16 protein-coding genes are annotated in these 19,933 nt (G+C 64.0%); 8 read left to right on the top strand and 8 right to left on the bottom strand.

What is annotated here, in order from left to right:
• Positions 1-48 precede the first annotated feature (48 nt).
• From dsbG to dsbD, 3 genes are read right to left on the bottom strand one after another with little or no spacing between them, the layout of a single operon-like run.
• Positions 49-813: a thiol:disulfide interchange protein DsbG gene (gene dsbG, locus LOY34_RS08415; protein WP_045200491.1), complete on the bottom strand. Its 765-nt coding sequence runs from the start codon at positions 811-813 to the stop codon at positions 49-51.
• Entirely contained in the window at positions 798-1,655 is an 858-nt protein-coding gene (locus LOY34_RS08420; RefSeq protein WP_045200576.1) for a TlpA disulfide reductase family protein, read from the bottom strand. Before LOY34_RS08420 ends, dsbG begins: the two co-directional genes overlap by 16 nt.
• Positions 1,655-3,358, bottom strand: a complete 1,704-nt coding sequence (gene dsbD / locus LOY34_RS08425) for a protein-disulfide reductase DsbD (RefSeq protein WP_045200494.1) — start codon at positions 3,356-3,358, stop codon at positions 1,655-1,657. Before dsbD ends, LOY34_RS08420 begins: the two co-directional genes overlap by 1 nt.
• Positions 3,359-3,533: 175 nt before the next feature.
• On the opposite strand from dsbD, the gene LOY34_RS08430 reads away from it, so the two are divergent.
• From LOY34_RS08430 to LOY34_RS08440, 3 genes are all read left to right on the top strand, one after another.
• A complete protein-coding gene (locus tag LOY34_RS08430) occupies positions 3,534-4,217 on the top strand; it encodes a response regulator transcription factor (RefSeq protein WP_045200496.1) in 684 nt (227 codons plus the stop codon).
• Positions 4,214-5,539 (top strand): ATP-binding protein, encoded by a 1,326-nt coding sequence (locus LOY34_RS08435; protein WP_045200499.1) that lies wholly within the window; start codon positions 4,214-4,216, stop codon positions 5,537-5,539. The genes LOY34_RS08430 and LOY34_RS08435 overlap by 4 nt, the downstream gene beginning before the upstream one ends.
• A 158-nt stretch (positions 5,540-5,697) precedes the next feature.
• Positions 5,698-7,110 carry an aspartate aminotransferase family protein gene (locus tag LOY34_RS08440; RefSeq protein ID WP_093385389.1) on the top strand — a complete coding sequence of 471 codons (1,413 nt, stop codon included), beginning with the start codon at positions 5,698-5,700 and terminating at the stop codon, positions 7,108-7,110.
• Between the two features lie 51 nt (positions 7,111-7,161).
• Here LOY34_RS08440 and LOY34_RS08445 read toward each other — a convergent pair whose 3' ends face one another.
• A complete protein-coding gene (locus LOY34_RS08445; RefSeq protein ID WP_195883414.1) occupies positions 7,162-8,133 on the bottom strand; it encodes a siderophore-interacting protein in 972 nt (323 codons plus the stop codon).
• 145 nt (positions 8,134-8,278) lie between these two features.
• Between LOY34_RS08445 and LOY34_RS08450 the strand changes: the two genes are divergently transcribed.
• Entirely contained in the window at positions 8,279-9,901 is a 1,623-nt protein-coding gene (locus tag LOY34_RS08450; protein ID WP_195883415.1) for a twin-arginine translocation signal domain-containing protein, read from the top strand.
• A 79-nt stretch (positions 9,902-9,980) separates the two neighbouring features.
• Here the strand turns inward: LOY34_RS08450 and LOY34_RS08455 are convergent, their stop codons facing one another.
• From LOY34_RS08455 to LOY34_RS08465, 3 genes are read right to left on the bottom strand one after another with little or no spacing between them, the layout of a single operon-like run.
• Positions 9,981-11,381, bottom strand: a complete 1,401-nt coding sequence (locus LOY34_RS08455; RefSeq protein WP_195883416.1) for an efflux transporter outer membrane subunit — start codon at positions 11,379-11,381, stop codon at positions 9,981-9,983.
• A gap of 3 nt (positions 11,382-11,384) precedes the next feature.
• The gene (locus LOY34_RS08460; protein ID WP_195883417.1) at positions 11,385-13,352 is read right to left on the bottom strand and encodes a MacB family efflux pump subunit; all 1,968 of its coding nucleotides are present in this window, start codon (positions 13,350-13,352) and stop codon (positions 11,385-11,387) included.
• On the bottom strand, positions 13,353-14,531 hold the full coding sequence (locus LOY34_RS08465; protein WP_195883418.1) for an efflux RND transporter periplasmic adaptor subunit: 1,179 nt from the start codon (positions 14,529-14,531) through the stop codon (positions 13,353-13,355).
• A gap of 227 nt (positions 14,532-14,758) precedes the next feature.
• On the opposite strand from LOY34_RS08465, the gene LOY34_RS08470 reads away from it, so the two are divergent.
• From LOY34_RS08470 to LOY34_RS08485, 4 genes are all read left to right on the top strand, one after another.
• Positions 14,759-15,238: a sigma-70 family RNA polymerase sigma factor gene (locus tag LOY34_RS08470; protein ID WP_045200511.1), complete on the top strand. Its 480-nt coding sequence runs from the start codon at positions 14,759-14,761 to the stop codon at positions 15,236-15,238.
• 181 nt (positions 15,239-15,419) lie between these two features.
• Complete coding sequence (locus LOY34_RS08475) at positions 15,420-15,905, top strand: histidine kinase (protein ID WP_195883419.1); 486 nt, start codon at positions 15,420-15,422, stop codon at positions 15,903-15,905.
• A 96-nt stretch (positions 15,906-16,001) separates the two neighbouring features.
• Positions 16,002-17,312, top strand: coding sequence for an MFS transporter (locus LOY34_RS08480; RefSeq protein ID WP_093385367.1), 1,311 nt, complete (start codon positions 16,002-16,004; stop codon positions 17,310-17,312).
• Between the two features lie 229 nt (positions 17,313-17,541).
• Complete coding sequence (locus LOY34_RS08485) at positions 17,542-17,943, top strand: type II TA system antitoxin MqsA family protein (protein WP_045200518.1); 402 nt, start codon at positions 17,542-17,544, stop codon at positions 17,941-17,943.
• A 61-nt stretch (positions 17,944-18,004) separates the two neighbouring features.
• Here the strand turns inward: LOY34_RS08485 and LOY34_RS08490 are convergent, their stop codons facing one another.
• Complete coding sequence (locus LOY34_RS08490; protein WP_045200520.1) at positions 18,005-19,669, bottom strand: electron transfer flavoprotein-ubiquinone oxidoreductase; 1,665 nt, start codon at positions 19,667-19,669, stop codon at positions 18,005-18,007.
• Positions 19,670-19,933 lie beyond the last annotated feature (264 nt).

Consider the following 19,933-nt stretch of genomic DNA (forward strand, 5'->3'; position numbering starts at 1 on the left):
GTATCCTCAAGACGCCGTGACCGCCCTGTTGTTACATCAATCGCGTGCTCAACGCTTGCCGAGGATCTTGCCCAGCAGCTCCGGTCGCGGTGCGCCCTGTTGGGTTTGCAGTTGCTGCTGGTCGTCGAGGTAGAAGATCGCCGGGGTCGCTGACAAACCGAGTTCTTCCATGACCGCGAGGTTGGCGTCGAGCTTGGCTTGTACCGCTTCGGGAACCTTGTCCAGGGCCTTGAGGGTACTGGCCTTGCCGGCCTTTTCATGTTGTGCCAGGGCCTTGGCCGGGTCCTTGCTGGCCAGCAGGGCGGCCGATTTGCCCGGGCTGTCTTCGCGGATGATACCGACCATGATGTGCCGCAACTGCACCTTGCCCGATTCGACCCAGGGCCGCGCCTGCTGCCAGAACATGTTGCAGTACGGGCAATTGGGGTCGCTGAACAGGTAGACGATGCGTGGTGCATCGGCCTTGCCGTCGGCGATCCAGGCGGTTTTTTCCATCTTTGCCCAGACCTCCTTGGCCATGGGGGCGTACACCAGTTTTTCCAGCGGCGCCTGGCTCAGGTCCTTGCCTTGCTCGTCGAACAGGCTGCCCACCAGCACATGCTTGCCATCGGCGGTCAGGTACAGCGCCAGGCCGCGGTTCTGGTATTCGGCCGCGTAGCCACGCAGGCCATCGGGGGCGTCGAAGCTGCCTTTGATTTTTGCGCCTTTGGCCTCCAGTTGCTGGATGGCCTTGGGGAGTGTTTCAGCCAGCGCCAGCTGGCTGGTCATCAGGCCCACGGCCAGGGTGAGGGGCAGTTTCAGCAGAGATCGCATGCGACGTTCCTTGTGGGGGATGGGGCGGCAGGCGCGGGCGCGTGCTCGAAAGATTGCAGGGCATGGCTGAGGCTGGCCCGCGACAGCTCGCCAAGATGGCTGCCGACCAGGCGACCCTCGGCGTTATAGAACAAGGTGGTGGGCAAGGCCATGGAGCCGACCTTCTGCGCCAGCTGGCCGCCGCTGTCGAACAGCACGTGGGACAGATTAAGGCCGGTGGTGGCGAGGAAGGTGACCACGGTCTGCGGCGCCTCGCCCTGGTTGACGAACAGGAAGGTGATGTCCGGGTAATCACCCTGGGCCTGTTGCAGCACCGGCATCTCGCGCCGGCACGGCGGGCACCAGGTAGCCCAGAGGTTGATCACCAGTGGCTTGCCGCGGTAGTCGGTGAGCTCGACGGACTGGCCACTGGCCTTGCGCAAGCTCATTTCCGGCAGTTGAGTGCCCTGGTCATACAGGTGGCTGGCCAGGCTGCCGAGCAGCCAGAACAGGCCACCGCTGAGCAGGCCCCAGCCCAGCGGCCGGCGCAGGGCCGGGCGGCGATAGCCGAGGCAGAAGGCGCCGATGGCTACCGCCAGCAGGCCTGGCCAGAGCAGAAAGCCGCCATCGCGCAGGTCGATGACCTGCAGCAGGTCTTCGCGGTACATCGCCCAGTACTGGATGACAAAGCCCAGGCGTGCACTGAGCAGGCCGAGCAGGAACAGGCCGAACAGCACCGACTCGGGGTTGTCGCCGCCGCGCTTGGCGACGCGCCAGCCAACAAGGCTGGCCAGGGCCAGGGCGCAGATCAGCAGCAGGTGGTTCAGGGCCATGGTCAGTGGCCCGAGTGCGACGGTCAGCATCATCCTTGGCTCCGGGTAGCGGCCCAGTGTTGGAGGAAGTTCGCCGCATCGATTTCACCGGTGATGCGCCGGGCCCGGCGCTCGTTGCCCTCCGGGCCGATCCAGATCAGGCTGGGCGGGCCCGGGACCTGGTAGCGCTGCAGCAACTCGCGACTGGACGGTGCGTCGGCGGTCACATCCAGGCGCAGCAGGCGCACGCCGCCAAGCGCCGCCAGTACGTCGGCGCGGGCGAACACCTGTTTCTCCATGACCTTGCACGACACGCACCAGTCAGCATAGTAGTCGAGCATCACCCACTGGCCCTGGGCCTTGGCCGCCTCCAGCTCGCGCTGCAGTTCGGCCGGCTGGCTGACGGTGGTGAAGGCATCATGCGGCACGGCAAGGCCCATTGGCGCGCTGGCGGCGGTGAACGGTTGCAGCGGCTGCCAGGGGTCGTTGCCACCGGCTGCCGCGCCGACGACCAACAGGCTGCCCCACAAGCCCAGCAGCAGCGACAGTGCCCGAAGCGCCCGCATAGCTTGCAAGGCCGGCCACGCAGCCCAGGCCAGGGCGATTAGCCAGGCACCGGCCAGGCCCAGCCACAGCGAAGGCTCCAGCACCGCACGCAGGGTATACAGGGCCATGGCCAGGAAGACGAAGCCGAACAGGCCCTTGACCCGGTTCATCCAGGCGCCCGGGCGCGGCAGGTAGCGGTTGCCGAGGGTGACCAGCAACAGCAACGGCAGGCCCATGCCCAGGCCGAGGGTGAACAGTACCAGGCCGCCATGCACGGCATTGCCGCTCTGGGCGATGTACAGCAGGGCGCCGGCCAGCGGTGCGGTCATGCACGGGCCCATCAGCAGGCCCGACAAGGCCCCGAGCAAGGCCGCGCCGTACAGGTTGCCGCCGCGGGTGCCATTCCCGGCACGCTCCAGGCGGTCGCGGATCCATACAGGTAGCTGCAGCTCGAAGGCGCCGAACATCGGCAGGGCCAGTAGCACGAACAGCCCGGCCAGGGTGCCCAGCAGCCAGGGTTGCTGCAGCCAGGCCTGAAAGCTTGCGCCCAGCAATGCGGCAACCACGCCCAGGGCGGCGTAGACCAGGGCCATGCTCAGCACATAGACGCTGGCCAGCAACCAGCCGCGGCGGGCACTGGCACCACTGCCCAGTACCAGACCTGCAAGAATCGGCAGCATCGGCAACGAGCACGGGGTGAAGGCCAGCAGCAGGCCCAGGCCGAGGAAGGCCAGCAGGTTCCAGGCCAGGGTCGACTGTTGCAGGCCGCCGGCCAGGGCCTGGTCGCTGGCCTGCGCGGCGGCGCTTGTACCACCCAGGCTGACCACACTGGTTTGTGGCGGGTAGCACAGCCCGGCGTCGGCGCAGCCCTGCCAGCCCATGCGCAGTTCGCCGCTGGCGCTGGCGGGCAGGATCAGCTCCAGCTCGCCACGGTAGACCTGGGTTTCACCAAAGTACTCATCGCTGTGGGGCAGGGCGGGTGGCAGTTGCGGTTGCTGCTCGGGGGCCAGGCCGTCGAATTTCAGGCGTTTCTGGTACAGGTAGTAACCATCGGTGATCTGCCAGTGCAGGCGCATTTGCCCCGACTCCAGGCGTTCGCTGCTGAACACGAAGGCCTTGTTGACCGGCAAAAAATCGCTCTGGGCAAACGGGTTGGCCTGGCTCAGGCCGCTTAGCAGGAACATCAGGGCAAACAGAAAAACGCGCATGTCGACGCCTTGGCAATGCGATGAAGGGCCAAGCTTCGCCCAGTCCGATTAACCGAAAGTTAACCCGTTGGCTGACGGCTGTCGCCAAGGCCGCGACGGCTGTGGCCTGGCGCGGCATAATCCTGGGTTAATCCGCCTGGGCTTGAATAAGGCCTTTCATGACCGAGACCCGACCATGCACGTACTGCTCTGCGAGGATGATGACCTGATCGCCAGCGGCATCAGCGCCGGCCTAGGCGCCCAGGGCATGACCGTCGACCGGGTGGCCAGCGCCGGCGCGGCCCAGGCCATGCTCCAGGCCGCGGCGTTCGACGTCATGGTGCTCGACCTCGGCCTGCCCGACGAAGACGGCCTCAAGCTGCTGCAGCGCCTGCGCCAGCAGGGCCATGAGTTGCCGGTGCTGATCCTCACCGCCCGCGATGCGGTCACTGACCGGGTCGAGGGCCTGCAGGCCGGTGGCGACGATTACCTGCTCAAGCCGTTCGACCTGCGTGAACTGGCCGCACGTCTGCACACCTTGCTGCGCCGCGCCGCCGGGCGAGCGGTGAACATCATCGAGCATGGCCCGCTAAGCTACGACCCCAGCAGCCGCGAAACCTGCCTGGGTGGCCGCCCGGTCGACCTGTCGCGGCGCGAGCAGGCGCTGTTGCAGGCGTTGCTGCACAACCGTGGCCGGGTGCTCTCCAGCGAACAGCTCAAGGACAGCGTCTATGGCTTTGGCGACGAGGTCGAGAGCAACGCCCTGAACGTGCATATCCACCACCTGCGGCGCAAACTGGGCAACGGTATCGTCGAAACCGTGCGCGGCCTGGGTTATCGCCTGGGCCCGGCGCAACTGCCGGAGGAGCCGCAAGCATGACCTTGCGTTTGCGCCTGACCCTGATCCTGGGCACCGCCTTCATCGTCATCTGGGTGCTGGCCGCGGCGTGGATGCTGCGCGACCTGCGCATGCAGATGATGTTCTCCCTCGACCAGCGCCTGGTGGCATCGGCACGCATGGTTGCCGGCCTGGTCGACCAGTTGCCGCAACCGCTGTCGAGCAAGGGCGAGGGCACGCGCCTGAGCGCCGACCAGTTGAGCGTCGACGGCATGGCCTGCCAGGTCAGCTCGCTGCGCGGCGAGATTCTTGCCCGCAGCCACAATAATGAGCAGCCCCTCGACGACCAGCGCAGCGGGTTTCGCGACCAGACCATCGACGGCGCACGCTGGCGCAGTTTCACCTATGCCCATGGCGATGTGCGTATTACCACCGCCGACCGCCATCAGGAGCGCGAGGCCCTCAACCGTTCGATCCTGCTGGCGGCCTCGGCACCGGTGCTGATGGCCTTGCTCGGCAGCCTCGGCTTGCTGTGGATGGGTGTTGGCAAGGGGCTGGCGCCGCTCAACCGGATGCGCGATGCCTTGCGCCGGCGCAGCCCGGACTCCCTTGAGCCCTTGCAGGTGCGCGGCCTGCCCAGTGAGCTGCAACCTTTGCTGGAAACCCAGAACCAGCTGTTTTTGCGCATTGGCCAGACCATCGAGCGCGAACGGCGCCTGACCGATGATGCCGCCCATGAGCTGCGCAGCCCGCTGACCGCGATCAAAACCCACCTGCAGGTGGCACGGATGACCGATGGCGAGGTGCGCGAGCAGGCCCTTGAACACGCCGAGCAGGGTGCCGATCGTCTGCACCGGACTCTTGAACAACTGTTGCTGCTGGCCCGGGTGGAAGGCCGACTGTCGTTTGAAGACGGCCTGCAGTGCAACGCCGAGCAGATCGCCCGCCAGGCAATCCTGGACACCGGGGTCGACAACGCCGGGCGCATCGATCTGCAGTTGGCGCCCGGCGCCGCCCAGCTCTACCTCGGGATGCCCACGCCACTGGCGGTCACGGCCCTGCGCAACCTGCTCGACAACGCCCTGCGTCATACCCGCGGCAGCGAACCGGTGGAGCTGGCAGTGCAGATGGAACAGGACCGGGTGGCATTTTTGGTGCGCGATCACGGCCCCGGTATTCCCGAACAGGACATCGAGCACCTGACCGAGCGCTTCTGGCGCCATAGCCAGAGCGGCGGATGCGGGTTGGGCCTGGCGATTGTCCAGGCGATCGTCCAGCGCTGTGCCGGCAGCTTGCGCTTTGACAGCCGCAGCGATGGCTTGCGGGTGTTGTTGCACATTCCGTTGCGTGCAAACCCGTCGTAACCGGTAAGTGCAAAGCGGCAGTTGAAAAAATCCGCAGCGTTGATGGGCATCGGCTAAATCCGCAGGGCGCTGAAGCGTTTTTCAAGCGATAACAACCCGCACTCCTCTGGCAACAGGCGCGTGACGGGCACATCCGCTTGCTTGCGAGGGTTTCCCAGATGTCAGTCGCTATCAGCCTTGCCCAGGCGCTGCCGGTGTCTTCCACCGCAGACGCTGCTGAAACACTTTATGCATTCAATGAGTCGCCGTTGCTGGCCCGCCAGAGCCTGCAGGAATCCAATGCACGCAGTTACCCGCGGCGCATTCCGCTGGCGCTCAAGCGCGCCCGTGGCATCTATGTCGAAGACGTAGAAGGGCGTCAGTTCATCGACTGTCTGGCCGGCGCCGGGACCCTGGCGCTGGGGCATAACCATCCGCTGGTGATCGAAGCGATCCAGCAGGTGCTGGCCGATGAACTGCCGCTGCACACCCTGGACCTGACCACGCCGGTCAAGGACCAGTTCGTCCAGGACCTGTTCAGCCTGCTGCCCGAGCAACTGCGCGGCGAAGCGAAGATCCAGTTTTGCGGGCCGACCGGCACCGACGCGGTGGAAGCGGCGTTGAAACTGGTGCGCACCGCTACCGGGCGTAACACCGTGCTGTCGTTCCAGGGCGGCTACCACGGCATGTCCCAGGGCGCCCTGAGCCTGATGGGCAGCCTGGGGCCGAAGAAGCCGCTGGCCGCCTTGCTGGCCAATGGCGTGCAGTTCCTGCCGTACCCTTATGACTATCGCTGCCCTTTCGGGCTGGGCGGCGAAGAGGGCGTGAAGGTCAACCTGCACTACCTGGAAAACCTGCTCAGCGACCCGGAGAGCGGCGTGCAACTGCCGGCGGCGGTGATCGTCGAAGTGGTCCAGGGTGAAGGCGGGGTGATCCCGGCGGACATCGAATGGCTGCGCGGTGTGCGGCGCATTACCGAGAAGGCCGGTGTGGCGCTGATCGTCGACGAGATCCAGAGTGGCTTTGCCCGCACCGGCAAAATGTTTGCCTTCGAGCATGCAGGCATCACTCCGGATGTGGTGGTGCTGTCCAAGGCCATTGGCGGCAGCCTGCCGTTGGCGGTGGTGGTCTATCGCCAGTGGCTGGACACCTGGCAGCCGGGGGCGCACGCCGGTACTTTCCGTGGCAACCAGATGGCCATGGCCGCAGGCTCGGCGGTGATCAACTACCTCAAGTCACACGACCTGTGCAGCCATGCCCAGGCCATGGGCGAACGCCTGGCCGGCCATCTGCGCCGCTTGCAGGCGGACTTCGCGCAGTTGGGGGATATTCGTGGCCGTGGCCTGATGCTGGGGGTCGAGCTGGTTGATCCGCAAGGGCAGCTCGATGCCCAGGGGCATCCGCCGGTCTGCCCGCGTCTGGCACCGCTGGTGCAGCGCGAATGCCTAAAGCGTGGGCTGATTCTGGAACTGGGCGGGCGTCAGGGCGCCGTGGTGCGTTTCCTGCCACCGCTGATCATTACTGCCGAGCAGGTTGATGAGGTGGCGGCGCGCTTTGCTCGGGCGGTTGCTGCGGCGGTGGCCAGACTGTAGGCAGCCTTGGCATGCACAAGCCCGGTGCACTGCACCGGGCTTTTTTTTGCTTCAGTCGAAACTACGCCCCGCGCGCCAGTAACCCATCAGGGTCAGGGCGCTGCGATCCAGCCCGTGCTCGGTGATCAGGTAGCGACGGATATTCATCACCGCTGCCGACTCGCCGGCGATCCAGGCATAGAAGTCGCCGTTGCCGGGTTGAGCCAGTTCCCAGAGGATCTGCCGGTCGATATCGACCTCCTCCAGGGCGACCTTCGCACCTGTACGCGCTGCGGCTGCCGGCAGGCGCGCCAGCTCGCGGATGGCATGGATCATCGCTTCGCCGTGGGTGCAGTGCAGCACTTCGCGCGGCAGCCAGTTCAGTTCGGTGGCGCGGCTGCAGGTCAGGTCGAGGCAATCGGCTTCGCAGGGGACTTCGATGAACGCCTGTACCGGGACTTCGGGCAGGTCTGCGGCCATCTGCTCGAGGATGCCGGCTATTGCCGGCAGGGCGGTTTCATCGCCGATCAGCAGCAGGTTGCGCAGGTTCTTCGGGGGGCGCCATTCGTAGCCGCCGGGGTCGGCGTCGAAGGCCAGGTTCGGGGCGACCATCTGCAGGCGATCGCCGATGCGTGCCTGGGTCGCCCAGGTCGATGCCGGGCCGTTGACGCCGTGCAGGACGAAGTCGACATCCACTTCCAGTGCCTCGCGGCGCAGGTCGCGGATGGTGTAGGTACGCATCGGCGGGCTCTGCTCGGCGCTCAGGCCGCGACGCGCTTGCTGCCAGGAACCTTGCTTGGGCAGGTTCGGGTATTGGCCATCGGCAGAGGGAAAGAAGATCTTGATGCGCTGGTCGGCAGCCAGGGTACGCATCTGCCCGACATCCTCACCGCTGAACACGAAGCGGCTGAGGGACGGGCTGAGGGCAATGATGGCTTTGAGCTGCACATCGAACACTCCGTAGGCACTGGTTCTGGCAGGTTTGCCGACCAGCTTGCGCAGACCGTTGCCCAGGGCGTTGGTCAGGGAGGTGGAGGCTGACATGGGCGGTACCTTTTCCAAGGGAGGTTCCTTGAAAACGAAATAGCCGCCGATCGAATTAGCACAGGGCGGCAGTGGTTAAATTTCCCCCTCCAGGAAACGTCCTAGCTTGGATAAAGCCTGCTTCATGGCTGATACGGGTAGGACGATGACGATTTCGCGACGAGGATTCATAGCGGGCCTGGCGGTGGCGGGCGCGACCGTGCCAGCCGCCTATTACGCGCACAAGCAACTGACCCACGATCCACAGGACGACATCGTCACCCCCGGCGAGGCCAGCGTTGAGCTTGCGGATGCCGCTGGCCAGCACCTGGCCGATCAATTGCGCGGCGTCTGGGATTTGCGTTTGAGCGGTGCCGATGGCGAGCTCGCCGGGCTGCCTGTGGAAGGCTTGCAGATGTACCTCGACGTCGCCGCCAAAGGCCGTGGCCTGCGTGGTTTTGTCGATACCGAACGGGTTCTGCGCAGCGACGCCCCGGCCGCCTACCGAGTGCTTGGCGACTTGGTCGGGGCGTCCACCGCCACGGTGCGCTGGCGGCTGATGAGCACCCAGGGCGGGCCGGGTTATGAATGTACCGCGAGCCTGGATGAAGTCTGGGGCAGCTTCGCCAATGCCGGTAGCGGCACCCTCAGTGGCCGCTTGCAACCGCTGGATCGCTCGATGGTCTTGCCCTTGGCCGACAGTCACTTCGTTGCCGTCAAGCGCCTGTTTCCTGAAGCCCGTGAGCGGCTGCCCTATACACCGCAGTTGCAAGCCTGGCTGATCAGCGCCGAGCACCGCTTGTTCCATCAGCTCTGGCACGCGACCCGTGACAAATGGCATCGGCTGTCTGAAGAGAAACACGGTGCCTTGCGTGGCCTGGGCTGGCAGCCCGGCCCGCGTGACAAGGAGCGTGATGCCCGCGGCCCGCGCAAGCATCGCAATGGTTCGGGGGTGGATTTTCTGTTCATGCACCGGCATATGCTCGGTACGGCGCGGTCGATGCAGGACCTGCCGTCATGGCCGCATTTCCCCTTGCCGCAACCCAGCGTCGAACACGACCGCCAGGGTTTTGCCCGCTATTACGACAACCATGACGGTTACTGTGTACCGCCCGGTTGGCGGGCACCGGGCGACGAGGCTTATGGCGTATGGGTCTCGGCGATCAAGGCCGGCGAGACCTTCTGCAGTAATTTCCAGGTCTGGGAATCGCAGTACCAGGACCCGCTGTACCTGTCAAAGCTGACCCTCGGTGCGTTCGGTTCGGAGCTGGAAATGAACCTGCACGATTGGCTGCACATGTGCTGGGCCTCGGTGCCACGTGATCCGGTCAACGGTGCGCCAGTGCCGTTTGCCCGGGACCCGGCTGATTTTGCCGGGCGCTGGTACGAGGCGGAAAACGACTTTCTCGGCGATCCGTTCTCGTCCCATGTCAACCCGGTGTTCTGGGGGTTCCATGGCTGGATCGATGATCGCATCGAGGATTGGTACCGCGCCCATGAGCGCTACAACCCGGGGCAGGTTCGGCGTCTTGAGGTCAATGGCGTGCAGTGGTTCGCCCCGGGGCGCTGGGTCGAGGTCGACGACCCGTGGCTGGGGCCGGTGACCCATGGCTGCAGCACCACGCCGGGGATGTTCCCGGGCAAATCGGTGGAAATGGATGTCGAGATCATGAAGCTGGCTCTACGCATTACCTTTGGTGAAGACGACAAGATCGGCGACCTGGTGCGCCGGGTGCCGCAGCGGCCCTGGTATGCGCGGCATTTGTCGTTGCGCGGGATTGTGAGCTGATGGGCTGTATTGGGCCTGCTGTGCAGGCCATCGCCGGCAAGGCCGGCCCCCACAGGTTTTGTGCAGGCAGGTCAATGATTTAGCGAACCACCTGCCATCCGCCGCCCAATGCCTTGTACAGCGCCACGCTGCCTTGCAGGCGGGCCAGGCGCAGTTGCACCTGCTGGTCTTGCGCCTGGTACAGGGTGCGCTGGGTTTCCAGTACGGTCAGCAGGGTTTCGGCTCCGGCCTGGTAGCGGCGCTCGGAGAGGGTGAAAGCGATCTGCGCCTGCTGCACTTCCTCATCCTGCGACTGGCGCTGCTGGTCTACTCCGCTGATGCCATTGAGCGCCTTCTCGACATCGGCAAAGCCGTTGATGATGCTGCTGCGATAATTCTCCAGTAGTTCGTCCTGCTTGGCGCGGGCCTTGTCGCGCTCGGCGCGCAGGCGGCCGTTGTTGAAGATCGGCGCAGCCAGCCCGGCACTCAGGGTGTAGTAGGGGCTGCGCAGCACCTGGGCAAAGGTGTCGGCACCCGAGCCCAGGTCGGCGCCCAGGGTCAGGCTCGGCAGCATTGCTGCGCGGGCAATTTGCACGTCTGCCTGGGCGGCGGCCAGGCTGGCTTCGGCGGTGGCAATGTCGGGACGGCGGCTGAGCAGCTCGCTGGGCACGCCGCTGCCGATCTGCGGCCAGTTCAGGCCGGTGATCGACTCGTCAAGGGCCGGCAGCGCCTGCACCGGCTCGCCGAGCAAGGTTGCCAGGGTGATGCGCGCCTCTTGCAACTGCTGCTCGAACAACGGCACCTGGCGTTGCTGGCCGGCGACCAGGCTGCGTTGCTGGGCGAGCTCCAGGGCGGTGGCCGAGCCAGACTGATAGCGGGTTTCGACCAGGCGCAGGACATCCTCGGCATTGCTCAGGTTGAGGCGGGCAATACGCACCTGCTCACGCAGGGCCAGGCTCTGCAGGTAGCTGTTGGCAACGCCGCTGAGCAAGGTCAGCTCGACGGTCTGGCGATCGAAGCGGCTGGCATCGAGGTTGAACAGGGCGCTGTCGCGTGCGGCCGTTTTACCGCCCCAGAAATCCACTTCGTAGCTGGCGCTCAAGCGGGTGCCGAACGAGGTGCTGGTGCGTTCGCGGCTGCTGGCATCGAGTTGGTCGAAGCCGTTGCCATGTAGCAGGCGTTGGCGTCTGGCATCCAGGCCGAACTTGAGTTCAGGCAGCAACGGCGCGCCGGCAATGACCGCCGAGGCCTGAGCCTGGCGAATACGCGCGGCGGCAGCGGCCAGATCGAAGCTGTTGCGCCGGGCGTGTTCGATCAGTTGATCGAGCGCGGGGCTGGAGAACTGCTGCCACCAGTTCTCGTGGGGCAGCGGGGTGCTGGCTGCCTGGCCCTGCCACTGCGCTGGCGCCTGCAGGCCACTCGAAGGTGCAGGGGTGGTTGAGGTACAGGCGGCAAGCACCAAACTGATCGACAGGACACTGAGACGGCTGGGCAAGTTCATGGATTATTCGCTGGTAAGGGCTTTGACCGGGTCGAGGCGGGCGGCTTTGCGCGCGGGCATGAAGCCGAACACCACGCCGGTGACCACCGCACAGGCAAAGGCGCCAAGCACGGCAGGCAAGGAGAAGGCCACGGCAATATCGGCCAGCAGCAACACGCCGCCAATCAACAGGGCCAGGGCAATGCCGGTGACCCCGCCGACCATCGACAGCAGCACCGCTTCGCTGAGAAACTGGCGCAGGATGTCGCGCTGGCGGGCGCCAGTGGCCATGCGGATGCCGATCTCGCGGGTGCGCTCGCGCACCGTCATCAGCATGATGTTCATCACCCCGATACCGCCGACCAGCAGCGAGATCGCGGCGATCGAGCCGAGCATCAGCGACAGGGTATTCTGGGTGCGCGCTTCGGCCTGGATCAGCGCCGCGTCGTTGGTCAGTTCATAGTCGTGCTTGCCGTTGTGAAGCTTGCGCATCAGGTGGTCGATGGCCGCTTCCGTGTCGGCCACGCGCCGTGAGTCGGCGGCGGCGATGGTCACGTACTCCGGGTTGCGGCTGCCGAACAGGCGGATGGCGGCGGCCGAGTAGGGCACCACGATGCGCTCGTCGCTGTCCTGGTCGCCCGAGCTTGCGCCTTTGCCGGCGAGAATGCCGAGCACCTGGAAGGGCACGTTTTCGACCAGGATGTACTGGCCGATGGGGTCGTTACCGGCTCCAAATAGTTTCTCCCGCACCTTCTGGCCGATGACCGCCACGGCTGCCGCGCTCTGTTCATCGGCCTCGGTGAAGAAGCTGCCTTCGACCACCGGCCAATTGAAGATTTCGCTGAAGTAGGTGTTGTTGCCGCCCACATAGAACTGCTGGTTATTGTTGCCGTAGCGCACCATCAGCGAGTTGCCGATCACCGGCATGATCATCTTCACCTGCGGCAGGCTGGATACCGCGGCGACATCGTCGAGGGTGATGACCCCGGCCGGTTCACGCAGTGTCGGGGCGCTGCCGCTCAGGTACAGGATGTTCGAGCCGAAGGCTGCCATCTGCGCCATGACCTGGCGCTTGCTGCCTTCGCCGACGGCCAGCATGACCACTACCGAGGCCACGCCGATGACGATCCCGAGCAGGGTCAGGGCAGTACGGAAGCGGTTGATCCACATGATCCGCCAGGCCGCCTGCAGGGCTTCGACCAGCTCGCCTTTCCAGGCGCCGCTGGCGGTGGCGCCGAGGTTCAGGCGCTGGCGCAGGTCTTCGGCTTGCAGGCCGGGAGCGCTGGCGGCGGGAGCAGCAGATTGCTCTGCCGAATCACTGAGCACCAGGCCGTCACGAATCTCGATGACCCGCTTGGCCCGCGCCGCGACTTCGCGGTCGTGGGTAATCAGGATCACCACGTGGCCCTGGCTGGCCAGTTCGTCGAGCAGGGCCATGACTTCGGCGCCGCTCTGGCTGTCCAGTGCCCCGGTCGGTTCGTCGGCGAGGATGATGTGTCCGCCGTTCATCAAGGCGCGGGCGATCGACACCCGCTGTTGCTGGCCGCCAGACAACTGGTGCGGGCGGTTGCCGGTGCGGCTGGCAAGGCCCAGGCGTTCGAGCAAGGCGGCGGCGCGGGCATGGCGTTCGGCGGCGGGGGTGCCGGCATAGATGGCCGGCATCTCGACGTTTTCCTGGGCCGAACCCGAGGCGATCAGGTGATAGCCCTGGAACACGAAGCCGAAGGCTTCACGGCGCAACCAGGCCAGCTCATCGCTGTCGAGGTCGGCGACGTCCTTGCCGGCGAAGTAGTAGTTGCCTGAGGTCGGACGATCAAGGCAGCCGAGGATGTTCATCAGCGTCGACTTGCCGGAGCCGGAAGCGCCGACAATGGCGACGAACTCGCCGGGATGGATGGCCAGGCTGATGCCGCGGACCACCTCGACCTTGGGCGTATCGACGCCGCCATAGGATTTGCGGATGTCGCGCAGTTCGATCAGGGGCGTGGACATTCAACCCCCGCTTGCGGCAGGTGCGCCGATCAGCAGGCGCTCGCCCTCGGCAAGGCCGTCGAGCACCTGCACCCGCAAGCGGTCGCTGAGGCCGGTGCGGACCTGGCGCTGGTTGACCTTGCCCTTGCTGTCGAGCACCTGGGCAATGCGCAGGTCATTGCCGTCGGCATGATCATCCAGGGCTGCCACCGGTACGGTGAGCACCTTGCTGGCACGCCCGGCAACGAAGAACACCTGGGTGGTCATCTCTGCCATCAGGGCGTTGTCCGGGTTATCGACATCCAGCAGTACGGTATAGAGCACCACTTTGCTGCTGGCGCCGCTACCACTGGCGCTGGCCGGGCTGCCACCGCCCTGGCTGGATTGATCGAGGGGTTTGGGCGGCACCGGCAGAATTTGCCGCACACTGCTGGTCCAGCGCCGCTTGCCGCCGGCCAGGGTGGTGAAATAGGCGCTCATGCCCGGTTTGACATGGCCGATATCGGCCTCGGACACCTGGGCCCAGACGGTCATTGGCGACAACTTGGCGATGCGCAGGATCAGCGGGGTTTGCTGTTGGGCGTTAAGGGTCTGGCCTTCGCGGGCATCGACGGCGACCACGGTGCCGGCCATCGGTGCATAAATGCGCGTGTAACCCAGCTCAGCCTCGTCGCTGCGCAGGCTCGCCTGGGCCTGGCGAATCTGTGCGCGGTACATGTCGATGCGCGCCTGGGTGACCTTCAACTGGGCCTGGGCGCTTTGCACGTCTTCCTCGCGGGTGGCGCCGCCGGCGGCCAGGTTGCGCTGGCGCTTGAACTGTTGCTCGGCCAGTTGGTACTGAGCCTTCTGTTCATCCAGCTGGGCCTTGAGGTTGTCGATCGAGAAACGCCCGGCATCAAGCTTTGCCTGCTGCGTGGAGGGGTCGATCTCAACCAGCAACTGACCTTGCTTGACCTGATCTCCCACCTCGACGTGCAGTTTGCGGATCTGCCCGGAGGCCTGGGCACCCACGTCCACATAACGCCGCGGCTGCAAGGTACCCAGGGCCGTGACGCTGCTTTCGATGTCGGTACGGGTCACGGTAACGGTGCTCAACGGGTCGCCACCGGCGGGCAGGGTTTTCCAGGCGAGCAGGGCGCCCAGGCTGAGCAGGCCGAGACTGCACAACAGCAGGCGACGAGTATTCGATGAGCGTTTCATGCAGGGTTCCAGCCGGATGGAATGGCCCGTGACATCTCACTGCCGAAGCGGCACGGCAGACACGGGAGGCTCCCAGGTAAACGAGGTGGGGGCCGTGGAATTTACCGGGATCAAGGTCTGATCTTGCTGAGAATAATTATAATTTGTATTATTGCATACTGCCATCATTCAGATCCGCTCAACCACGAGTCAGGGAACCCCCGCAGATGTCGCGGCCAGGTGTTGTGTTGGAAAACTACTATCGCGAACTGGTGAGTTTTCTCTGTGCCCGCCTGGGTAACCGGCAGGCGGCTGAAGACGTTGCCCACGATGCCTATATCCGCGTGCTCGAGCGCAGCGGTGAAGACGATATCGAGCATCCCCGGGCGTTTCTCTATCGCACCGCTCTGAATCTTGTGATCGATGGGCATCGACGTGGTTTGCTGCGCCAGTCCGAGCCGCTTGAAGTGCTCGACAGCGATGAGCGTTTCTTTACCCCCGCGCCATCCCAAAGCATGGACCTCAATCAGCGCCTGGACCTGATGCAGCGCGCGCTGGCCGAGCTCAGTCAGCCTTGTCGCGAGAGTTTTCTGCTGCGCAAGCTCGACGGCCTTTCTCACCCGCAGATCGCCGAGCGCCTGGGCATCTCGCGCAGTGTGGTGGAGAAACATATTGTTAACGCCATGAAACACTGCCGGCTGCGCATGCGTCAGTGGGAATCGCAGTAACCGGCCAACGTCGAAAAAATGTGAAAATTCCGTCATGGCCTTGCTTGATTTATGGCGATTTCCCGACAACTATCAGTAAAGACCCTCTCTCTGGCGAAGTGCCCGCCAATAGCCTGCAATTGATGATCTGGCGCAGTATGGTCAAGGAACGTCTCTAACGCTCTCTGCCTTGGTCATGACGATGCCGAACAAATCGCTGCGGATCCTGATTGCCGACGAACACCCGATGCAGTTGCTGCAACTGGAACGGATGCTCAATGGCATGGGCTATTACCGCATAGCCCCGGTCGAGAGCTTCGAGGATCTGCAACGCCTGGTGCAGAGTGCACTGCAACCGTTCAACCTGCTGCTGGGCAACATCGACCTGGCCAGTCATGCCGGCGTTGATCTGGAACGGTTCTGCCGGGTCAATCCGCTGATCCAGCACGCCTTGCTGTACGAATCGCAACACTTGAAGATCCCCTCGATTCCCGACAACCAGCGCCGCGCGGTGAATGTCAGCCTGTCCAAGGTTCCGGACAACGAGACCATCCAGTCCTTCATGCATATCATTGACTCGCCGCAGGTGATCGGCCATTTGCCGGGCATCCCCGAGTGCACCGCCAGGCCGGCGTACAACCCACGGCGAATGGACCTGGCCCAAACCGCGTTTTGCCGCCAGTCCTGAAGCCGCGCTGGGTGTGGCCGGGTAGCTTTTGCTATCCTCTTGCGTTTGCCTTGGTGCGCCTGTCGTACCGGCACTCGATCACTTGCGGATACCCCTATGACGGCCACTGACCCTGCGCGCCCGCTGCAGCTATCGCGCAGCGACCACAAGACCCTGAGCCTGGCGGCCCTGGGCGGGGCGCTGGAGATCTACGACTTCATCATATTCGTGTTCTTCGCCCTGACCCTTAGCCAGTTGTTCTTCCCACCGCAGATGCCCGAATGGCTGCGTTTGCTGCAGAGCTTCGGGATTTTTGTAACCGGTTATCTGGCGCGGCCGCTGGGCGGCATCCTGATGGCCCATTTTGCCGACCACCTGGGGCGCAAACGGGTGTTCAGCCTGAGCATCCTGATGATGGCCTTGCCGTGCCTGCTGATCGGGGTGATGCCCACCTACGCCGATATTGGCTACGCAGCGCCGCTGATCCTCCTGGCCTTGCGCATCCTTCAGGGTGCCGCGGTAGGGGGCGAGGTGCCGAGCGCCTGGACCTTCGTCGCCGAGCACGCCCCGCCCGGGCGCCGCGGCTACGCCCTGGGTTTTTTGCAGGCAGGGCTGACCTTCGGTTACCTGCTCGGCGCCCTGACCGCCACGGCCCTGGCGCAGCTGTTCAGCCCCCAGGAAATCCTTGATTACGCCTGGCGCTACCCGTTCCTGCTCGGCGGCGTATTCGGCGTGATCGGCGTCTGGCTGCGCCGCTGGTTGAGCGAGACACCGGTGTTCCTGGCCTTGCGCGAGCGCCGTGAGCAGCCGCCGGCTTTCCCCTTGCGCACCGTGTTGCGTGAGCATCGCCGGGCGCTGATACCGGCAGCGCTGCTCACCTGCGTGCTGACCTCGGCGGTGGTGGTGCTGGTGGTGATCACCCCGACGGTGATGCAGCAGCGCTTCGGCATGAGTGCCGGGCACACCTTCGCCTTGAGCAGCATGGGCATTGTTTTTCTCAATATCGGTTGTGTGCTGGCCGGCTTGCTGGTGGACCGTATCGGCGCTTGGCGGGCCTTGATGATCTACAGCCTGCTGCTGCCCTTGGGCATCGCCGGCCTTTACGCCAGCCTGGTGGCTGGCTGGGGCTGGACCGGGCTGGCCTATGCCATTGCTGGCCTGTCTTGTGGCGTGGTGGGGGTGGTGCCATCGGTGATGGTCGGCTTGTTCCCGGCGCAGATTCGCGTCTCGGGCATTTCCTTTACCTACAACATTGCCTACGCCCTGTGGGCGAGCACCACGCCATTGCTGCTGATCGCCCTGATGCCGTGGAGCCCATGGGTGTGCGTGGGCTTCTGCCTGGTCATGGGTGTGGTTGGCTTGCTTACGGCACTGTACTTTGGCGCACGCGAAGCGGTGCCCTTCGAAGATGAGGCGGTGCGCTGCTGAGTTCATCTGCTGTGACAATGGTTCCCTGCTGCCTGGGCGCTGATCGGGCAGACTCCAGAGCGGGGCAAATGGATTAACCTATTTGCCAAATTGAACCTATTAGGTTAATTTGCTCATGGAGAAAGGCACGCCTCATTGCAGGCTTTCGACGGTCAGGGCGCTGGCGGGTCTACCTGAAACTGACGGTCATCGATGATGTGCTCATCGTGTCCTTCAAGGAGTTGTGAAAATGAAATGTCCAGCCTGTGGCGCGGCTGAGCTGGTCAGTGCCAGGCGCGATCTGCCGTACACCTACAAAGGTGAGACAACCAGGGTGACTGATGTTGCCGGGGATTACTGCCCTGCCTGCGCTGAGAGGGTGCTCAGTGATACAGAGTCGCGGCGTGTCAGTGCGGCGATGCTCGCTTTCAATCGGCAGGTCAATGCTGCGGCTGTCGACCCGCAATTTATTGCTGCCGTACGCAAGAAGCTGGCACTTGACCAGCGTGAAGCAGCGGAAATATTCGGCGGCGGGGTCAATGCATTCTCCCGTTACGAAAACGGCAAGACCAAGCCTCCCTTGGCCCTGGTCAAATTGCTCAAGCTACTTGATCGCCACCCTGAGTTGTTCGAAGAAGTCAGAACGGCCTGACACAAGCGATAAAAAAGCCCCCTGGCCACAACGGCGAGGGGGTTTTTTTAGGCCGGCTGACTTACATGTTCGGGTAAGTCGGGCCGCCGGCGCCTTCCGGGGTGACCCAGGTAATGTTCTGCGAAGGGTCCTTGATGTCACAGGTCTTGCAGTGCACGCAGTTCTGGGCGTTGATCTGGAAGCGCTTGCTGCCGTCTTCCTGGCTGACTACTTCGTACACGCCAGCCGGGCAGTAGCGCTGGGCAGGCTCGTCGTACAGCGGCAGGTTGGTGCCGATCGGGATGCTCGCGTCAGCCAGTTTCAGGTGGCACGGCTGCTCTTCTTCATGGTTGGTGCTGGAGAGGAACACCGAGCTCAGCTTGTCGAAGCTCAGCTTGCCATCCGGTTTTGGATAGTCGATTTTTTTCGAGTCGGCAGCCAGCTTCAGGCAGGCGTAGTCCGGCTTGGTGTCGTGCAGGGTGAACGGCAGCTTGCCACCGAACCAGTTCTGGTCGAGGTAGTTGAACGCCGCACCGAGCATCGGGCCGAACTTGTGCATGGCCGGGCCGAAGTTACGGCTGGAGAACAGCTCGTCATACAGCCAGCTGGCTTTGAACGCTGTAACGTAGCTGTTGAGTTGATCGCCGCCTTCACCACCTGCCAGCAGGGCTTCGGCCACCGCGTCGGCGGCGAGCATGCCGGATTTCATGGCAGTGTGGCTGCCCTTGATTTTGGCCACGTTCATGGTGCCCAGATCGCAACCGATCAGGGCGCCGCCGGCGAAGACCATTTTCGGCAGCGAGTTCAAGCCACCTTTGGCCAGGGCGCGGGCGCCGTAGCTGATGCGCTTGCCGCCTTCGAGGTACTGGCTGATCACCGGGTGGTGTTTCAGGCGCTGGAATTCGTCAAACGGCGACAGGTAGGCGTTGGAGTAGGACAGGTCGACGATCAAACCTACGACTACCTGGTTGTTTTCCAGGTGATAGAGGAACGATCCACCGGTGTTTTCCTTGGCCATGACATCCAGCGGCCAGCCTGCGGTGTGCACGACCAGGCCTTGTTCGTGCTTGGCCGGATCGATTTCCCAGATTTCTTTCAAGCCGATGCCGTAATGCTGGACGTCGGACTCGCTGTCGAGGTTGAAACGCTTGATCAGCTGTTTGCCGATGTGGCCACGGCAACCTTCGGCGAACAGCGTGTACTTGCCGCGCAGCTCCATGCCTGGGGTATACAGGCCTTCTTTCGGGTTGCCTTCACGGTCGACGCCGAGGTCGCCGGTGATAATCCCGCGGACCACGCCGTTTTCGTCGAACAGGGCTTCCTGGGCGGCGAAGCCCGGGTAGATCTCGACGCCCAGGTTCTCCGCCTGCTGGGCCAGCCAGCGGCACAGGTTACCCAGAGAGATGATGTAGTTGCCTTCGTTGTGCATGGTCTTGGGCACGAACAGGTCAGGGACCTTGATCGAGCTGCCAGCATCCTTGAGCACATAGATGTCGTCGCGTTTGACTTCGGTGTTGAGCGGGGCGCCGAGCTCTTTCCAGTCCGGGAACAGTTCGTTCAGGGCGCGAGGTTCGAACACCGCACCGGAGAGGATGTGGGCGCCGACTTCCGAGCCTTTCTCGACCACGCAGACGCTGATTTCGTTACCGGCTTCGGCGGCCTTCTGCTTCAGTCGGCAGGCGGCGGACAGGCCAGCCGGGCCAGCGCCGACAATGACCACGTCGAATTCCATGTATTCGCGTTCCACAGGTTCTCTCCTACTCAAGGCTCATCGGTTTTTCTTTGTTGGCGGGTGTCAGGCGGTCATTTTTCAGACGCTCGGGCTGTAGCTCGAGCGATGACGGACTACACCGCTTTCTCTTGGCCGCGCATTATATCTACACCACTCGCGGGGTCCAATACAAACGTTTGTTTGAATTTGCCGCAGGCCAGTAAAATCAAAGAAGCGCGGCTTGAAGCTGACCGGTTTGCCGTATTGACCGGATTGGGCGTTACGGTCAAGATACGAGCG

It is taken from the genome of Pseudomonas sp. B21-009 (assembly GCF_024749345.1).
Classification (GTDB): Bacteria; Pseudomonadota; Gammaproteobacteria; order Pseudomonadales; family Pseudomonadaceae; genus Aquipseudomonas.